Below are 18,394 nucleotides of genomic sequence, written 5' to 3'. Positions count from 1 at the left end.
CTTTAATGACTCAAAAGTATTATTTTAATGATGGTTCCTCTGTTGGCGTGCTGAATTACGATATATACTCTGATACAAAATCTTGAACTTTTTTCTGATACTCTTCTTTGTTCTGTTCATAGGATTCTGCGTGATCCGCATTCGGGGCAATGTAAAGTTCTTTAGGTGACGGATTAGCTTCATATACATCGTACACCATCTCCGTTGGAACAAAACCATCTTTTTCACCATGGATAAACAACATGGGAACGGTATTCTTTTTAACCTGACCTATTGTGTCCGCTTCTCCGAACCAGTAATCCGATCTTATTTTTGTGACTAAACTGGTTACGGGAATCAAAGGAAATTCTGGCAAATCGTACATATCTTTTAATTGGTACGCCAGCTCCCCAGTTAAAGAGCTGTATCCGCAATCTTCAACGATCACTTTAACATTATCTGGCAGCTCTTCTCCACTAACATTCATGACCGTAGCTCCACCCATACTAATTCCAAATAAAGCTAATTCAGCTTCTGTTCCGACCTTATCCATCATCAATTGAATCCACTGCAAGTAGTCATTCCGCTCATGCCAGCCAAAACCGATATAATCTCCTTCGCTCGTTCCATGTCCGCGAGCATCAGGTACCAGCACATTGAAGCCCATGTCATGATACAATTTGACGTATGGCGCCATTTGTTCCAAGTTTCCCGCATATCCGTGAGCCAATATAGCTACTTTTTTAGAATTAGCGGCTCCTTCAATATAAATTCCAGAAAGTTTTAAACCATCATTTGATTCAATAGCTACTTTTTCACGCTCGACTGCATCGTACCATTTTTTTCTTCCAACCATGGATCTTCTGGATCATAATTCCCATCTACATCAGCTGCCTCAATAAAATCCTTTTGATTGATGGCTACTGCGACATCATAAAAATAATTCCCTGCAAACCCTAAACCAATCATAACCACAGCCAAAAAAGCGGCTAAAGCTATCCCTAATTTTCTTTTCATCTACTCACACTCCACTTTTTGTTGATTACATTCTCGCTCATTCAGTCTATTTTACCCTCTTCTTCTATAAATGTGTACATCAAAGCAACAAGTTCTGCTATTTTTTGTTTTTTTTACTTCGGGTAGGACAAAAAAATAGTAAAAACGTTAGACTATCATCAAAATAAAAATGGCGAGATAAAAATGATGAGGAAACTTTTATAGGTTCTTTTTCAAGACGGTAACTTTAGTGACATGATTGATGAAGTAAACCTGCCCTATTCTGAAGGTACTACCACCATAAAAGAGAACCAGGACCTTAATATCACGTTAAATTTTAATTTGATTAGACAGCCTGCTGATGCAGAAACAACAGAATTAGTGACTCCATCAAATTACCAACTGTTCTTTTTAAATAAGGAGTTAGAAATAATAGCTGTTTATATTTATTAACTAAAACACAAAAATAAGGATAGTAGAATATCAACATTCTACTGTCCTTATTTTGTTTTTATGGTCTATCCCATAAAAAATTCGCCACAAGCTCATCCACTTGAGTATTTTCATGCAGCTGACTGTGGCTAGCTTGCGATCCGGTAATGATTTCAGTTCGGTACTCTAATCCATTCATTTGCATTAAATAACCAATGGCGAGTGCACTTCTGCTTGGGACAGTCCCATCTCCTTCTGATCCATCTTCTAAATCCCCCACAATATTCAGCATGTTGGTTGCTTTAGGGTAATCTTGGATGCCAGCGGCATAGTCGCTATACCGTTCACTGATGACTAGCGGGCCATTTTGACTTAATGCATCTACAGATTGTTCTTCATTACCTGAAACAAAATTATTGAACGGCGCACCGATTGCAATAAATTTGTTGACCACTGGCAACGAATCATCCTTTCCATAAGTAATTAAATATCGGAAACTGCTCACACCACCCATAGAGTGGCCCACTAGGTTGACTTCTTCAATCTGATACGTCTGATTTAAATAGCTTAAAACAGCTTTGATCCACTCGGCTTGGTTCAGTTCACTATTTTTATTATCCGCAAATAATACCTGAATCATGGGATTGACTACCTGGTCATCCCAAGTTCCTGCAGCAGAAACTGTTCCATCTGGCTGAACGGTTACAGTTAATACCTTCTTTCCAAAATAGTTGGATTCAAAACGAGACAACATCCCATTAAAGCTTCCCTCTGTTCCTCCATATCCATGTATGAACAAAGTGGGAATGGTTGTCTGATTTCTGGTTAGAGAAACACTGTGGGAAAAAACAGCATCACTAGTATTCGTTACATTTGATACAACAGATGTGCGGCTTTCTTTAACTGGATCCGTTTTTTCCTTCCCGCACCCTATACTTAGCAAGCTGAATAAAATAACGAGGAAAGAAATGATAAACGTCTTTCGCATACCGTCACACTCCTGAATATTTTCTCATAAGCTGTATGCTAAACACTGTTTCGCGAATAACAGCGTCATACTCTTTTTTTATTATCATTCTTCTAGTCGTCTTTTACGAATACTAGTAGGTGAAAAAATAAGCCGATAATATCCTCATAGCACTATTATCGGCTTATTTTTTTGAATATAGCTTGAATGAATTTCCCTTCTCTACCATAGACAGTTCATTGATGATCTTAACCTTCTTTTTTAGAATTTAACAGGGTTAGGTAATTAAACTAGCTATCTTTTCATACTTTTAGTATTCTATTGACGTATTCCCAACGCGATCCGCGCATAGCGAGACATCTTGGAAGTATCCCAAGCTGGATACCATACTAATTTCACTTCACTCGTTTCTATTTCTGGAATGGGTTTGAGAGCGTTTATGACTTCCTCTGTGATAACATCCGCCAACGGACACCCCATTGTGGTCAACGTCAAATTGATTACACAATGTCCGCCTTCAAACAGGCCAACTCGATACACCAATCCTAAATTGACGATATCAATCCCTAATTCAGGGTCAATGACTTGTTCTAATGCCCCCATAATATTTTGCTTGATTCTTTCTTGTTCTTCAGAGGACCAAGAAGAAAGTTGTTCAGACATAGCTATTCTCCTTTTTATTGCCGTTTATTTAAGGTTTTCTTCAAAGAAATCTGCCATTTCAACAGAAATAGCGTAAGGTACTTTGTGAGTACCATTCACAGTTGTTTCAAATTGGACATTTTTAGCGTATGACTCATTTTGTATGGTTTGGATAAACTCATTCGTCAACGAATACGGTACGAGTTCATCATTTGTTCCATGCCAAAAATAAACCGGACGTCCAGCAATTTTTTCAGGTTGCAACGCTAGCGAAATGGCTTTTAAGGGGTCAGTCATTTGATTGATTTGTTCTTCCGTTAATTCAATGTCCAGTCCTTCAGTCCATGGAGAGTTCAGAATCCATTTGGAAAAGGAAATCGGTGAAGGAGTGCCCATCAATACTCCCGCTGCTTTTATCCAGGGGAACTGAGTCAACATGGCACTAGTAGTAATCCCACCCATAGACAGACCAGAGACACCGATACGATCAGGATCCGTTAATTGCTGTTCCACGTAATACTCTTTTATCGTATTGATTTCAGATAAGTTATGTACTACAACATTCCAAAAATCAACATTTCCGTTTGTTGATTCATCAGTCTTTCTTTCGCCGTGCAAATGAGCTTCAGGAAGCAACGCGCGAAAACCTCTTTTAGCTAACTCATAGCCATTGACTAAAGAACTTTCTTTTACATTCGTCCAGCCATGATAGAAAAATACTGTCGGCAGCTTTTCAGAAAAAGTTGCTTCTGGAGCAATTTCTAGCAAAGGAAGTCCTGCTATCGTTACCGTTTTGATTGAAATCATACGGACACCTCGTTTTACATATTTTTTTATTTTTCATTTTGTGTTATCGTGTACTTAAATACTTTAATTAGTTTAGCATAAAAACCTTGGAGGATACAGATGAATAAAAAGTTAATCGCACTTGATTTAGACGGAACTACTTTAAACAATCAATCCCTTATTTCAGAAAAAACGAATGCAGTCTTGACCACCTTAAAAAAAGCTGGTCATATCGTTTCGATTGCTACTGGTCGACCATATCGCAGCAGTCGTCAATATTATGCGGAGTTAGATTTAGACACTCCTATCGTGAACTTCAATGGTGCATTATGCCACAAACCGAACGAATTAGCTTGGGAATCTCAATACCATAAAACATTGAACAGAGAAATTGCGATCGACATGCTTTCCTTACGAAAAGAAATGGATATCCAATTGATTGCTGCAGAATTACGCGACACAGTCTACGTCGATGACGATTTTATTCCTTACGCAGACTTTTTTGCAACCGGTAAAAATATGTCTTTCAAATTATCTGAAGATACATTAAAAGAAGAACCGACTGCTATCAGTGTATTCACTGGACATGAAAATCAACAAGTGATCATCGACAAAATCGTCAACCGCTACGGCGATGCAGTAGAAGTGCGCACTTGGGGTGGACAAACACCTTGCTTGGAAGTAGTCGCTGCCGGCGTCCAAAAAGCACTGGGTGTGGAAAGAATTGCGCAGGTTTACGGTATCCAACAACAAGATATTCTAGCATTTGGCGATGAAGCCAATGATTATGAAATGATCCAATATGCCGGACACGGCGTTGCCATGAGGAACGGGATTGATGAACTGAAAGCAATTGCTAATGACGTGACAGATTTTACAAATCACGAAAATGGATTGGCCAATTATCTAGAGAGCTATTTCAAATTAAACTAATATCATTTCACAAAGAAGCTGAATCCGATCAAGTATCGAATTCAGCTTCTTTGTTTTCATTTCTATTCAGGAACATTTAGTATGGAGACCTTGGATATAAGGAGTAACTCTTTCATCATAGTTTGGATAATCATACCCATATGCTAAAGTTACTTTTTTTGAGATAGTTCGAAATAACTTCTGACAAAGAAACAATGCTTCCCACGTTTCACTATAACCCGACCCTTGGAAAGTCTGGAGAAGTAGTTCCCATTCTTCGGCAGCAAGGTAATGTTGAATAAATTTGTAATTTTTGCCCAAGCTAAAACTACTTCCTTTTTCAGCACCAATTTTCCAAGACATCATCAACAATAACGTTGGTCGAACAATTTGATTGAGATGGTCTTGAGCAAAAAGGAATTCTTGTCGTGCTAATCCTTTTGCGACATAAGTACTTATCCACCAAAATTCGTTGCAGCAATCAGTGAATTTCTGAGCAGTCGGTTTAGTCATCCAGTAGTGTTGATCGGTAGCAACGATTTCCTCTTTAACTGTGTTGTCCTTGTCCAACAAAATCTTCAATAAGCCATCATTCATTTTTAAGCATGATTGAAGTTCACTTATTGGAACTAGCGTGAGGTCTATTTTTATCCCGTCTTCAAAAAGCATTAAATAAGAAAATTTATTTCCCAGTTGTGGTGGATAAAGCTCCATATCTTCTGGCTTTTGAAGAATGAGTCTTTTACCTAAAAAATCTAGCCAATCATCCTTTGAGAGGAACGATTCCATATCTGTTACGAAAAAAGCGATATCATAATCTTTGAACTCGTCATCCGCTATTGCTGGATTGGCTCTAGAACCTTCTAAACTCACTAAGCGTATTCGCTCATCCGACTTGGCAAATCCTATTAGCAATGCAAAAACTTCTTCTTCACTCCGCATAATTCCCCTCCATTTGAAAATAAGTTTATTGATAGATATAAGTAGTTTTGATTGTTTTCCAAGCGTGAATTCAAAAAAAAAGAACAACATTCGTTTTCTGTAAATTTCTTCATCCAGTCTATTAACAGTTTATTCTTAAGAGAATTTCCGCATGACTCCAGAATATACCATTCCATAAGTTACATATCACTTTGTGAGTTGTACTCTGTTTCATGGTTCTAGAAGTTTCAATAATACATTTCAATTATACTAAAATGAGCACTGTTGCATCTACTATAACGAAAAGGAGATAGTTATGGAACAGATACAATTAGAAGCCAGTATTCCATTGCTACCTGTAATTTCCCTAAAAGAAACAGAAGTTTTCTTTGAAGACTTAGTTTTTAAGAACATCTACAAGGGTAACGAACGCTCCTCAGCCTATGCAGTAATGGAAACATCTTTATCGTTCTGCAACCTAACCAAACAAAAACGCAGTAAAGATAACCGCTTCGAAAAATTATACTGGAAAAGTTATACTCTTCTCTATTCTCATGAAAGTCCGATCGAAGCTAAAAAAATGATGGAACGAGGATTAAAGCTGTCTGATCTTAAAAGCTGAATCCCCTGACTTAATGTTCCAAGCTTTTGTTTTATTAGTGGACAGCTTTCTTATGCTAGGAAATGAGGACTCGGCTGTTCAGTATCTTCAGCAAGCACAAAAATGGCAAACCCGTTTATCGAATGATTCGTCGGAGCTGCTAGCAGAAACGTTAAAACAATACCATGAGTTTGAACAACTGTTGGAACACTGAAACAGCCTTTTATTGCTCCATAAAAAGAACCTCTATTCACTCCACAGTAACTTGGAGTGAATAGAGGTTCTTTTTGGAATGATAAAACTCAACGTACTTCGCTGGCTCTACGTTGTTTTTGCTGGTCACTGTTCAAGAATTCTCCTAAAACACTGTTTGTTTGCATAAAATTGACAAATGCAGCTGCATCGGATTCTTTAACAGCTTGTTCTAGACTATATATTTCATAGCGAGAAATAACCACCATTAATACTGCACGATTTGTTTTGCTGTATCCACCTGTAGCAGGCAGCACGGTAATCCCTCTTACCAATTGTTTGTGGATTGCATCGACTAATGTATCCGGATCTGTAGTCACAATCATGGCCGTCACTTTTTGATGACTTGTGTGAATGGCATCCACGACTTTTGTAAAAGCAAAAATAGATAAGATCGTATAGAATGAATACTCCCACCCAAATAATGCTCCGGCAGTGATGGCGATAATCGCGTTCATCACCATCATTAAATTACCGATTGTTTTGCCCGTTGTTTGGGCCAGTACCATGGCGATGATATCCATCCCGCCAGTTGAGAAGCCGTATTTTAACGCAAACCCTACTCCAGCTCCTCCAATGACACCACCAAATAATGCATTCATAATGGGATCAGGAGTTAACTGCACGACTGGAAGAAAAACCATTAAGATTGACACTAGAAAAGAAGACATAAAACTTAACATGGTAAAAGTTTTTCCAATTTTAAACCATCCTAAAATAGCAATGGGGATATTCAATAATAATATAATTAGCCCGGTTTCCATTTGAATATTGAAATATTCAGCTGAAACACCTGTAAATAATTGCGCAAAACCATTTAATCCAGATGCATAAACATTTGCTGGAATAAAGAAAAAGTTAAACGACACCGCTCCTGTTATAGCTGAAAAGATCAATACAATCGTTATCTTCAAATATTCCCACCAGACAACTGGCGACTTAAATTTTTTCACCACTACACCTCCACAATATAATTCTAAATAAGGATAGCAACAAAGGTTTCAGAAAGAAAGAAGAATCTTTATACAATAAGAAAAGTCTCATTGAATCCGCTTCACGATAAGATTCCGTTAAGTAAAAAAAGGAACAGGATTTTTATCCCGTTCCTTTTACACTTATCAGACTTAATCACCCATTAGGATGCGATGGTTTTTACAGATACCGTTTTACTACCATTGATTAGTTTAGCTACTGGACAGCGTTTTTCAGCAGATTGTACAATACGGTCCGCTTTTTCAAATGGCATATCTTCTATCGTAGCCAGTACGACTACCTCAAAAAAATACCCGCCTTTTTCTTCAGGTACCATGTCTACTTGAACTTCCACTCGACTTTTATTCTTTAAGCCTCTGCCTTTTAATAAAGCTTGAATGGTCGCATTTAAACAAGTGCTTAAAGACAATCCCAATAGTTCTTCAGGATTAGTCCCAGGTGTTGAATCTAGCGGATCAGAAATAGTAACTTTCAGTCCTCCATTTTTTACAAAAGCTTCCCCGTGTAAACCTTTATCATTTACAACTTCTGTGTGAAATAAACTATTTGGATGAGCCATTTAATCCCTGCTTTCTATTGAACAGTCTATCTTTACTCTGCAGCGTTTTCGGGTTCCAATATTTTTTCAATCTCTTTAATCAGTACTTTAGCGATCGTAGAACCGAAAACCATCATTTCATATGCAGCTAAAACATCGTTTGTAGTTCGACTGAGTAGTTTTAAATAAACTTCCCCGTCTCCAGCAAGAATCACGCTATAATACCCTGCTTTCACTTGGTTTAACTCATTTAGCAACTCTAAGATAGCTGCCTTCTTAGAAAAATCTTGTACGTAAGCTAATTTATGATATGTAATTTGAAAATCAACAGATTGGGCATCTTTGCTGTCAAACACGATCCCGAATGGCAAAACTTTTGTCTTCGTTAGACGAAAACTTCCATTAAATAAGATTTGTCCGTTTTTAAGCTCACTTTTTTTCAAAGGAATCTTTTTTTCCTTGATCAATGCTTCAAAATTTTCAATTGTTTTTGTCACTTTTGTTTCCCCCTAGCTAAAGTAGTCAGTATATGTTTCATATGTTTCACGTCTATTATAACGTAAACCTAACAGAATATATAGACAAAATAAAAAGCCTAAACCATCAATGAATTGTCCAAACTTTTTGTTTTGCGAATTAACGGCGAGCTTCTTTGATACTAATCTAATACTAGACTTTATTTTGTTTGTTTTTTTAGAAGGTAATTACACAATGCAAATTTAGATTCTGCATTATTAAAACCTATATTTTTTCATTGGTTTCTATAAAAAACTGGATAAATTGTCTTCCAAATTTAGAAATTTTCAATTGATCTTTGGCTTTGATGGATAACTTATTCTTTCTCAAAGTGGTGAACTTCTTTTTTGGGTTTTGTAAAGCAGTTTGAGTGGAAATTACTGAGTCTCGAATCTCGTTAACTGTATCAGTCAATTTTTTTAAATCTTTACCCAAACTCTCATCATATTGATTTTCTAACAGACCTATACGAGAAAGATTTTCCCTAATCGAAATATATTGATCATGACTTATATCGTATTTTTCCAGTATATCTTCATAGGAAATATTGAGAGTGCCATCAAATGGAACTCTTACTGTATAAGATAATTTCAAACAATCTAAATCTAATAACGTAAGTCTTTCTAAAGTGTCATAGTACAAATAAGCTACGTCAAATGAAACATTTTCAACTTCTGTTATTTTCAAAAAACCTTGAACCATAAATTTAATTTTCTTTTGTTGTGCTGTTTGAATTGACTTTTCTAAAACGAAGTCGAAAATATCATCTAAAATTTTTTTATTCTCTTTGGTTTGTTTTTGAAAATTCTCTTCTAATTCTTCTGCTCTTTTAGAAATCTCATCAATTGTAATTTTCAAATTATTGATACTTCTTTGGGTTCTAAAAGATGAAATTGCCCCACCAATAGCAGGAATCATTGAACTAATCATATCAATCCCGACAGTAGTTGCAAGCTCTGCAGTTTGATCAACAATTAATTCCTTTGCTCCCTCCTTCGCAACTTCTTTACCATAATCAGTTGCAACTGAAATTATATGTTCAGTAAAAAAACCTTTTGTAGCATCCCATTTTTCTCCCATAAAAATCACCCCAATTTTTTAACTACTTACAAGTAAATCATAGAATCTGATTTTCTGCACTAACAATTTTGCTAAATAAAGAAAACTTATATTTTTGCGCATTGAGATAAATTAAATACTAGAATTAGAAAATTAAAGATGATAACTATGAACTCAGTTAATTTTAAAACCGATGAAATATAAACTTGAAAACAATTTTATTTAACGGTAAACAAAGATGATTCTTTTATGATGCAACATTGATAGAAGAAAATCTAAAATGATTAAACACCAACTTCTAGAAATTCCTGGAGAAATTGGGTTGCTGGTAGCCATGTAAAGGATGCAATGTGAATTACAAAGCGTTTGCGCTTCAGCGCTTATGCTTTGTTTGAAGCTTGCAAGCATGGAGACCTTGGCTCCAGGCGTTCCCATGGCTCTCACCAAGCAACCCCGATTCCGGAAGGAATTTCTCTGCCCATGGTATAAAATAGACAAAATAAAAAGCCTAAACAATCAATGGATTGTCCAGACTTTTTGTTTTGGTATTAACGGCGAGCTTCTTTGATACGAGCAGCTTTACCATGTAATGCACGGATGTAGTACAATTTAGCACGACGTACTTTACCTTGACGAATTACTTCAAGTTTTGCAACACGTGGTGAGTGTACAGGGAATGTACGTTCAACACCAACACCGTAAGAAATTTTACGAACTGTATAAGTTTCGCTGATTCCTGCTCCACGACGTTTGATTACAACACCTTCAAATAATTGGATACGTTCTCTTTCACCCTCAACGATACGCGCGTGTACACGAACTGTATCTCCAGGACGGAAAGTAGGAACATCATTGCGTAATTGTTCGCTAGTAATGGCTTCAATTAATTGACTCATGATTTTTATCTCCTTCCAACAAACATTCATATATCTCCATTTGGATACAGCGGAATATCGTTAATTAAGTGGTTTTCCCACTCACCAAATAACTTTATCATATTCTATAATGACTGTAAAGTATTTTTTCTTTATTCTTTGATTTCTTTCAACCATTTTTGCTGTTGCTCTGTCAATTCGATCTCTTCCAGTAAATCAGGTCTTCTCTCATACGTCCGTTTCAAAGATTCTTTTTCTCGCCATTCTTCAATGCGTTTATGATTGCCGCTCAATAAAACTTCCGGCACATCCATTCCTTTATAAGATGCTGGTCTTGTATAATGAGGATGTTCCAATAAACCTGTTGAAAAAGAATCAGTGACTGCCGACTCTTGATTTCCTAAAGCATCCGGCAATAAACGGGCAGTAGCATCAATAACTACCATAGCGCCCAATTCACCGCCTGTTAAGACATAATCTCCAATCGATATCTCATCAGTCACAATAGAGCGAATACGTTCATCGTACCCCTCATAATGCCCACAAATGAAGATCAAGTGTTCTTCTTCTGCTAACTCTTCTGCTTTTTTTTGATCAAATGGTTTTCCAGCCGGATCCAATAAAATCACTCTTTTTTTAGTTTCTGGAGTTTGTTCTTGGATGTGATCAAACGCAGACAGAATCGGCTGAACTGTTAACAGCATCCCAGCTCCGCCGCCGTAAGGATAATCATCTACATTCTGGTGTTTATTAGCTGAAAAATCACGGAAATTCTTCACATTAATAGACAGCAAGTTTTTTTCAACGGCTTTTCCAATAATCGATTCCGACATAGGCCCCTCAAACATCCGAGGAAACAATGTGAGTACATCTATTCTCATTAGTCGTCTAACCCTTCCATTAAGTGTATCGTAACCTTACCGGCTTCTAAATCAACATTCAGCACACATTCAGCGATATAGGGGATCAGCAAGTCTTTTTTCTTATGTCTTTGGATGACCCATACATCATTTGCTCCAGGTTGCAGCACTTCCTTGATTTTACCAATTTCATTTCCAGTCTCGTCTTCTACCATCAGCCCAACGATTTCATGCAGATAAAACTCGTTTTCTGGCAATTCTGTCAATCGCTCTTCTGTAACTTTTAAGATGCCGTCACGGTATACTTCTACAGACTCGATCGTTGGGTGATTTTCAAACGTCAACAAATCAAAATTTTTGTGTTTTCGATGACTAGCGACTACCAACTCGATAGGTGCTGCTTTTTCTCTTTCTAAAATCAATACTGAACCTTTTTGGTATCTTTCTTCAGGGAAGTCGGTTACGGAAATGACTCGAACTTCACCTTTAATCCCATGCGTATTGACGATTTTTCCAACATTAAACAGTTTTTCCATATCATCCCTCATTTATGCCAAATTATCTTTCCTCAGTCTTATTGTACTAGGAATTATGAATATGTCTACAGCAGACTTTTCTTTCCTAAATAAAAGAAAAAACCATTTCTAAAAAGAAACGGCTTTGTCTTATAAATGGATAATTAATTGTCGACAATGGTTAATCTCACACGCTTGGATCCATCGATCTTTGCGCTGTATACAATCGTACGAATAGCTTTCGCTACGCGTCCTTTTTTACCGATCACGCGTCCAACATCTTCTTCATGAACGCTTAAGTGGTATTCAATAAATTCATCTGACTCGTCAGTTTCCAGTTGAACATCTTCCGGATGGCTGACTAGGGGATGAACGATTGCAAGAATCAATTCACTAATGTCATTCATTTAATCATCCCTTTTATTTACTGTATTTAGAATCGTGGAATTTTTTCATAATACCTTCACGAGAAAGGATATTACGAACAGTATCTGATGGTTGAGCACCATTGCTTAACCATTTTAATACAGATTCCTCATCGATTTTTACTTGAGCTGGTTCAACAACTGGGTTGTAGTGTCCAATTTCTTCGATAAAGCGTCCGTCACGTGGAGAACGTGAATCTGCGACTACGATACGATAAAAAGGATTTCTTTTAGAACCCATGCGTTTTAAACGAATTTTTACTGCCATACTTTAACACCTCCATTAACAATCTCACAAAAGATAGTTTATCAGTTATTTCGAAGCTTGTAAAGTGTTTTTTCTTTACACTTCATTTTTTTTTGCCTTTTTTTGCGATTATTTCTTTTTACGGATGATTTTTTTCTTTTTCTTCTTGTTTTTTCTGGCCATTTGGTTCATAGCCATTTTACCTAGCTTACCTTTAGCACCTTTTCCGAATAGACCATCCATGCCTTCAAAATTGCCTTTGGACATTTTATTCATCATTTTTTTCGACTCGTTGAATTGTTTGATCAACCGATTTACTTCTACTAATGGACGCCCTGAACCTTTAGCGATCCGTTTTCTCCGGCTTTGAGAAATGATATCCGGATTTTCTCTTTCCTTGGTTGTCATCGAAAGGACAATAGCTTTCATCCGAGCCGTATCTTTAGGATCGACCTGCAGTTGATCCAAACCTGGCATGTTGTTCATACCGGGAATCATTTTAATGATGTCTTCTAATGGCCCCATGTTGCTTACTTGATCCATCTGTTCAATGAAGTCATTGAAGTCAAACGTATTTTCACGCAGTTTTTCAGCCATTTCTTCGGCTTTTTTCTCATCAATATCTTGTTGCGCTTTTTCGATCAGGGTCAACATGTCTCCCATGCCCAGGATTCGATTCGCCATACGATCTGGATGGAAGGGGTCTAAGGCATCAAGCTTTTCTCCTTGACCAACAAATTTGATCGGTTTTCCTGTGACAGAACGGATAGATAAAGCCGCCCCACCACGAGTATCCCCATCTAATTTGGTTAACACGACACCTGTGATATCTAGTTGTTCGTTAAATGATTTCGCTACATTGACAGCATCTTGACCGGTCATAGCATCAACGACTAAAAAGATCTCAGAAGGATTTGCTGTTTGTTTGATATCAGCCAGCTCTGTCATTAAATTGTCATCAATGTGCAAGCGTCCAGCCGTATCGATTAAAACAACATCGCGACCTGTTCGTACAGCTTCTTCAATCCCTTTTTGAGCGATCTCTACCGGACTGACTTGATCTCCCATTGAAAATACCGGCATATCTAACTGATCACCGATAGTTTGCAATTGTTGGATAGCAGCCGGACGATAAATATCCGCAGCAACTAATAAAGGTCTTTTGTTTTCCTTTTTGCGTACATAATTCGCTATCTTACCAGCAGTAGTAGTTTTTCCGGCTCCTTGCAACCCGACCATCATGACAACAGTCGGAGGTTTTACAGAAAAATTGATTGTAGCTGTTTCTCCACCCATCAATTCAGTCAATTCATCATTTACGATTTTGATGATTTGTTGTCCTGGAGATAAACTGTCTAATACTTCTGTTCCAACAGCACGTTCACTTACTTTATTGACAAACTCTTTGACAACTTTAAAGTTTACATCGGCTTCCAATAAAGCTAATCGTACTTCACGCATCATTTCTTTAACGTCTGCTTCAGAAACTTTTCCTTTACGACGTAATTTTGTCATTGCATTTTGGAGTCTTTCTGTTAATCCTTCAAATGCCATATTTCTTCACCTTTCCTACTCTTCATCATTTGTTTTTCTAAGTTTTTCGATCTCTGCTCTCAACTCTTCATCTTTTGGATAGTGAGCAGCTGCATATTCTTCGAGCTGATTGATAATGGCAGTAGTTTCACTAAATTTTTTAAATAAGCTGAGTTTGTTTTCGTATTCGATAAGGATTTTCTCTGTACGCCTGATATTGTCGTAAATTGCTTGGCGGCTGACATTAAATTCATCGGCTATTTCACCTAATGAATAATCATCACCATAATACAACTGCATGTATTCTTTTTGTTTTTCAGTCAGTAAAGCACCATAAAAATCAAATAACGCATTCATTTGATTTGTTTTTTCTAATTCCATTATCTGTTCTCTCCTAGCACTCACTGTAAAGTATTTTCCTTTTACACACTACTTAAGAGTACCTATTTTTACTAGTTTAGTCAATAGAAGCTAGGCTTTTTTTGTCATGAAGCTAGGCATTTTTTGTCATGAAAACAGGGAGCAGAACTAAAGTTCCACTCCCTGTTTTGATTAGTTATTTAGTTGGAGCTTGCAAATGTCCTGAAAAAAGCAATTCCATAAGAGTTCTGCTTTCAGAGGCAAGATGATTTTTACATGACTCTATTTATTTAAATATTCATCGATATTTGATTTGATATTCGATACTTTTGGACCATAGATGACTTGAGCATTATTTCCTTTAACGACTACTCCCGCAGCTCCTGTTGACTTCAACAGATTTTGATTGACCAATTCTCCGTCTTTGATCGTTACTCTCAAGCGTGTCGCACAGTTGTCTACATCTACTAAGTTTTCTTTTCCACCTAAACCTTCAATGATATCTTTAGATAATGAATCTTCTGGTTCAGGAGAGGTCCCTTGCTTTTCACCAGCTTTTTTAGCTTGATAATCGGCTTTGGTATACATTTTAGATTCTATTACTTCATCTTCGCGTCCAGGCGTTTTCAAATCGAACTTCAAGATAAAGAAACGGAATACAAAGTAATAAACTAATGCATAAACTATCCCAACAAGCACCACAGGGATCCAGTTCGTCACAGATTGACCTGGTAAAACGCCATACAATACGAAGTCAATTAATCCACCAGAGAAAGTCAACCCTACTCCGACATTTAAAAAGTGCATCAACGCAAATGAAGATGCCGCAAGTACACAGTGTACTCCAAAGTACAAGAATGGAGAAGCAAACAAGAATGAAAATTCTAGCGGCTCAGTAATTCCTGTAAAAACAGAGGTTAAAGAAGATGACGTCATCAATCCTTTGACATCTTTTTTACGTTCTGGCTTAGCAGTGTGATACATCGCTAAAGCTGCAGCCGGGAATCCGAAAATCATGAAAGGGAACATACCTGAGAAGAATTTCCCAGCTTCTGCACCTACAGGAAGTCCATTTGCTAATTGAGCGAATAAGATATTTTGCGCCCCCTCAACAGTTTGTCCTGCAATTACGGCAGTTCCACCCAATGCTGTTTGCCAGAAAGGTAAGTAAAATACATGATGTAAACCAAGCGGAATCAATGCACGATAAATGAATCCATATAAGAAAGTTCCGACATATCCCAAGTCAGCAACCAATGATCCTAACCAAGCAATAAATTGCGCCGCAAACGGCCATAAGAAGGCCAACAAAACACCGGTAACAATTCCGCCTAAAGCTGAAACAATTGGGACAAAACGAGTACCCGCGAAGAATGATAACGCATCTGGCAGTTCGATTTTATAATAGCGGTTGTGTAGAAAGGCTACTACCGAACCAATAATGATCCCACCAAACACTCCTGTATTCATAGTGTTTTCAAACCCTAGGAAACTACTCATCAGTCCAGGAATGGATGATAATGCATCCATATCTCTAAAATTCTCTACTGTACTGGTTAATGCAGCATACATCATAAAATACGCTACAACTCCTGAAATAGCAGCAACTTCTTTCGCCGCTTTAGCGAATCCTAAAGCAACTGCGACTGCAAACAATAAGGGCAGATTATCAAAAATAATTTGTCCACAGTCGTTTAGAATGGTCAAAATTTTGTTAAGGACTGTACCTTCCCCTAATAACCAATCTAATTTGTATAAATTAATAAATGCGTCCCCGGTAAATGATGCTCCGATACCAAGAAGTAACCCAGCAATAGGTAATAATGCAATTGGAAGCATAAATGTCTTACCCATTTTTTGCAGAGTTTCAAAAACCTTGTCTTTCACAAAAAATTCCTCCTTAAATCTAAACTCCTTTGGTTATAAGGAGCTTTGTTCCATCATTCGATGGAACAGTCCTTGTAACCAAAGTAGATGATAACACATTAAAAATACCCAATCAATATTCATTAAGGATGAATAAAAATAAAAAAAACTAAAAAAAGCAGACGTTTCAACATTGGAAACGTCTGCATCTTCTAGGTAATTTTCTTCTTAAAGACTGTCTTTGATCATTTCACTAAATAAACCATAGACGAAATCATTCGGTTCGAATTCTTGTAAATCGTTCATACTTTCTCCAAGACCTACATATTTAACCGGAATACCTAGTTCCTTACGAATAGCCAATACGATACCACCTTTGGCTGTTCCATCCAACTTAGTCAGCACCAATCCTGTAACGTCGGTTGTTTCTTTAAATTGACGCGCTTGGATCAAGGCATTTTGCCCAGTTGTAGCGTCTAAGACCAACAAAACTTCGTGAGGACCGTCTGGAATTTCTTTAGAGATCACTCGTTTCATTTTTTCTAATTCTTTCATCAAGTTAACTTTATTCTGTAAACGTCCCGCTGTATCCACAAAAAGAATATCTGCATTTTCTGCTTTAGCACGTTTGACAGCATCGAAGACAACAGAAGCTGGATCTCCACCCGCTTTACCGGAAACTACAGGCGCTCCAACTCTTTCTCCCCATACTTCCAACTGTTCGATTGCTCCTGCTCTAAACGTATCACCAGCAGCAAGGATCACTTTTTTACCTTCAGTAATGTACTGATGAGCCATTTTAGCGATAGTTGTTGTCTTTCCTACGCCATTTACTCCGACAAATAATACCACAGTAAGCCCATCCTCGTTCAATGCAATAGAACGGTCTCCTGTTTCGCTTTCTTCGTAAATATCTACCATTTTTTCAATAATCACTTGTTGGACTTCTTTTTTTCCTTTAGGATTTCTCAATTTCACTTCTTGTCTCAATGCTTCTGTGATTTCCATCGTTACTTCAAACCCAACATCCGATTCGATTAAGACTTCTTCCAATTCTTCGAAAAAATCCTCATCAACAGTGCGGAAATTCGCAAATAACTCGTTCATTCGACTGGAAAAAGATTTCCTTGTTTTTTCTAATCCTTTTTCGTATTTTTCCGTGGTTTCATTTTGTTCAACTGGTGCTTGGTCCTGTTTTTCTTCTGGTTTTTCACCAGTAAACGCTTGTTTAATACGATCAAATAATCCCATATCTTCATCCCCTTTTCTTCATGTCCTCACTTGTTCAGTTAAGCATGATCTGTATTCGTCAAAATAAATTTCTTAATAGCTTGGGCGATCCCATGGTTATCATTTGTATCTGTAATGTAATCGGCAACCTCTTTTAAAGCTGTAGTAGCGTTGCCCATCGCAACACCCATCCCAGCAAACTCAATCATAGCATGATCGTTAGCTTCATCTCCAAAGGCCATTACTTCATTTGCTTGGAACCCTAGTAAATGACATAAAATTTCGATTCCTTTTCCTTTATCGACTTCATTATTCATCATTTCAATCAAAATAGGACGAGATTTCATGATCGTGAATTTTTCATAGAATTCGGGTGGGATACCTTTGATTTCTTCGTTCAATACCTTTTCTTCGTAACAGAAAATAATTTTATTGAATCGACTGTCATCTGGAAGTTCTTCCAAAGTAGTCGTCACAAACGGCAACGCTGGTTTAGTGCTGCTGTACCATGACTCTCTGTCTTTCGGATAGGGAAGCTCATAAATATTGTCCAAATCTAACAGATTACACGGCAAATTAAGCGACTTGCTCAAGTTGTATAATTCTACAGCGTCTGCCTTGGTCAGTGACTTCTCAGATAAAATTTCCCCTGTGTCTGCCTTTTGGACTAAACCGCCATTATAAGTAATCACATAATCTCCAGGCTCTCTTAAATTCATTTCATCCAGGATGGTCGCTACACTCAGTAACGGACGTCCTGTACAAATCACGACTTTAATGCCTAGATCTTTTGCACGATTTAAAGCTTCTTTATTTTCTAACGATATACTTCCATCACTCTTTAAAAGTGTCCCGTCTAAATCAACGGCGATTAATTTCATCATGTTAG

Annotated in this window: 21 protein-coding genes and 1 pseudogene; 3 read left to right on the top strand and 19 right to left on the bottom strand. The window is 37.3% G+C overall.

The genetic code is table 11. The features are described from left to right. Nucleotides 1-55: 55 nt before the first annotated feature. The 4 genes and pseudogenes from ACEN4I_RS02645 to ACEN4I_RS02630 all read right to left on the bottom strand — a co-directional run bounded on the left by ACEN4I_RS02645 (nt 56) and on the right by ACEN4I_RS02630 (nt 3,823). Nucleotides 56-996 (bottom strand): annotated as a pseudogene (locus ACEN4I_RS02645) (alpha/beta hydrolase). 490 nt (nt 997-1,486) lie between these two features. Beyond that, nucleotides 1,487-2,395, bottom strand: a complete 909-nt coding sequence (locus ACEN4I_RS02640) for an alpha/beta fold hydrolase (RefSeq protein WP_407095313.1) — start codon at nt 2,393-2,395, stop codon at nt 1,487-1,489. Nucleotides 2,396-2,692: 297 nt separating this feature from the next. Next, a complete protein-coding gene (locus tag ACEN4I_RS02635; protein WP_407095314.1) occupies nt 2,693-3,037 on the bottom strand; it encodes a metal-sulfur cluster assembly factor in 345 nt (114 codons plus the stop codon). 24 nt (nt 3,038-3,061) lie between these two features. Beyond that, on the bottom strand, nt 3,062-3,823 hold the full coding sequence (locus tag ACEN4I_RS02630) for a prolyl oligopeptidase family serine peptidase (RefSeq protein WP_407101764.1): 762 nt from the start codon (nt 3,821-3,823) through the stop codon (nt 3,062-3,064). A 99-nt stretch (nt 3,824-3,922) separates the two neighbouring features. Here ACEN4I_RS02630 and ACEN4I_RS02625 point away from each other — a divergent pair, with 99 nt between their 5' ends. Next, nucleotides 3,923-4,735 carry a Cof-type HAD-IIB family hydrolase gene (locus ACEN4I_RS02625; RefSeq protein ID WP_079650534.1) on the top strand — a complete coding sequence of 271 codons (813 nt, stop codon included), beginning with the start codon at nt 3,923-3,925 and terminating at the stop codon, nt 4,733-4,735. Between the two features lie 66 nt (nt 4,736-4,801). On the opposite strand, the gene ant(6) is transcribed toward ACEN4I_RS02625, so the two are convergent. Further along, nucleotides 4,802-5,656 (bottom strand): aminoglycoside 6-adenylyltransferase, encoded by an 855-nt coding sequence (gene ant(6), locus ACEN4I_RS02620; protein ID WP_407101762.1) that lies wholly within the window; start codon nt 5,654-5,656, stop codon nt 4,802-4,804. 295 nt (nt 5,657-5,951) lie between these two features. Between ant(6) and ACEN4I_RS02615 the strand changes: the two genes are divergently transcribed. Both ACEN4I_RS02615 and ACEN4I_RS02610 read left to right on the top strand, forming a co-directional pair. After that, nucleotides 5,952-6,257: a hypothetical protein gene (locus ACEN4I_RS02615; RefSeq protein ID WP_407101760.1), complete on the top strand. Its 306-nt coding sequence runs from the start codon at nt 5,952-5,954 to the stop codon at nt 6,255-6,257. 52 nt (nt 6,258-6,309) lie between these two features. Further along, complete coding sequence (locus ACEN4I_RS02610) at nt 6,310-6,450, top strand: hypothetical protein (protein ID WP_407101758.1); 141 nt, start codon at nt 6,310-6,312, stop codon at nt 6,448-6,450. An 88-nt stretch (nt 6,451-6,538) separates the two neighbouring features. Here the strand turns inward: ACEN4I_RS02610 and ACEN4I_RS02605 are convergent, their stop codons facing one another. The 14 genes from ACEN4I_RS02605 to ACEN4I_RS02540 all read right to left on the bottom strand — a co-directional run bounded on the left by ACEN4I_RS02605 (nt 6,539) and on the right by ACEN4I_RS02540 (nt 18,389). Further along, nucleotides 6,539-7,441 carry a YitT family protein gene (locus tag ACEN4I_RS02605; RefSeq protein ID WP_407101756.1) on the bottom strand — a complete coding sequence of 301 codons (903 nt, stop codon included), beginning with the start codon at nt 7,439-7,441 and terminating at the stop codon, nt 6,539-6,541. 182 nt (nt 7,442-7,623) lie between these two features. Then, entirely contained in the window at nt 7,624-8,040 is a 417-nt protein-coding gene (locus ACEN4I_RS02600; RefSeq protein ID WP_407101754.1) for an OsmC family protein, read from the bottom strand. 32 nt (nt 8,041-8,072) lie between these two features. Next, entirely contained in the window at nt 8,073-8,516 is a 444-nt protein-coding gene (locus ACEN4I_RS02595; RefSeq protein WP_407101752.1) for a hypothetical protein, read from the bottom strand. A 244-nt stretch (nt 8,517-8,760) separates the two neighbouring features. Beyond that, nucleotides 8,761-9,615 (bottom strand): hypothetical protein, encoded by an 855-nt coding sequence (locus ACEN4I_RS02590; protein WP_407101751.1) that lies wholly within the window; start codon nt 9,613-9,615, stop codon nt 8,761-8,763. A gap of 527 nt (nt 9,616-10,142) precedes the next feature. Further along, on the bottom strand, nt 10,143-10,490 hold the full coding sequence (rplS, locus tag ACEN4I_RS02585; protein ID WP_079650518.1) for a 50S ribosomal protein L19: 348 nt from the start codon (nt 10,488-10,490) through the stop codon (nt 10,143-10,145). 131 nt (nt 10,491-10,621) lie between these two features. Further along, nucleotides 10,622-11,350, bottom strand: a complete 729-nt coding sequence (gene trmD / locus ACEN4I_RS02580; RefSeq protein WP_079650514.1) for a tRNA (guanosine(37)-N1)-methyltransferase TrmD — start codon at nt 11,348-11,350, stop codon at nt 10,622-10,624. Next, a complete protein-coding gene (rimM, locus tag ACEN4I_RS02575; protein WP_407095340.1) occupies nt 11,350-11,865 on the bottom strand; it encodes a ribosome maturation factor RimM in 516 nt (171 codons plus the stop codon). The genes trmD and rimM overlap by 1 nt, the downstream gene beginning before the upstream one ends. A gap of 143 nt (nt 11,866-12,008) precedes the next feature. Continuing rightward, complete coding sequence (locus ACEN4I_RS02570; RefSeq protein ID WP_407095341.1) at nt 12,009-12,251, bottom strand: KH domain-containing protein; 243 nt, start codon at nt 12,249-12,251, stop codon at nt 12,009-12,011. A 13-nt stretch (nt 12,252-12,264) separates the two neighbouring features. Further along, nucleotides 12,265-12,537 (bottom strand): 30S ribosomal protein S16, encoded by a 273-nt coding sequence (rpsP, locus tag ACEN4I_RS02565; protein ID WP_407095343.1) that lies wholly within the window; start codon nt 12,535-12,537, stop codon nt 12,265-12,267. Between the two features lie 108 nt (nt 12,538-12,645). After that, nucleotides 12,646-14,070: a signal recognition particle protein gene (gene ffh / locus ACEN4I_RS02560; protein WP_407095345.1), complete on the bottom strand. Its 1,425-nt coding sequence runs from the start codon at nt 14,068-14,070 to the stop codon at nt 12,646-12,648. 15 nt (nt 14,071-14,085) lie between these two features. Continuing rightward, nucleotides 14,086-14,430 carry a putative DNA-binding protein gene (locus ACEN4I_RS02555; protein ID WP_407095346.1) on the bottom strand — a complete coding sequence of 115 codons (345 nt, stop codon included), beginning with the start codon at nt 14,428-14,430 and terminating at the stop codon, nt 14,086-14,088. 261 nt (nt 14,431-14,691) lie between these two features. Beyond that, entirely contained in the window at nt 14,692-16,296 is a 1,605-nt protein-coding gene (locus ACEN4I_RS02550; RefSeq protein ID WP_407095347.1) for a PTS transporter subunit EIIC, read from the bottom strand. A 207-nt stretch (nt 16,297-16,503) separates the two neighbouring features. Continuing rightward, entirely contained in the window at nt 16,504-17,526 is a 1,023-nt protein-coding gene (gene ftsY, locus ACEN4I_RS02545) for a signal recognition particle-docking protein FtsY (protein ID WP_407101749.1), read from the bottom strand. 38 nt (nt 17,527-17,564) lie between these two features. Next, nucleotides 17,565-18,389, bottom strand: coding sequence for a Cof-type HAD-IIB family hydrolase (locus tag ACEN4I_RS02540; protein WP_407095349.1), 825 nt, complete (start codon nt 18,387-18,389; stop codon nt 17,565-17,567). Nucleotides 18,390-18,394: the final 5 nt, after the last annotated feature.

Source organism: Desemzia sp. FAM 23990, assembly GCF_045528485.1.
In the GTDB taxonomy this organism is placed as follows: domain Bacteria; phylum Bacillota; class Bacilli; order Lactobacillales; family Carnobacteriaceae; genus Desemzia.
The sequence above is the reverse complement of the archived record's forward strand: the minus strand, read 5'-3'. Positions and strand labels throughout refer to the sequence as shown.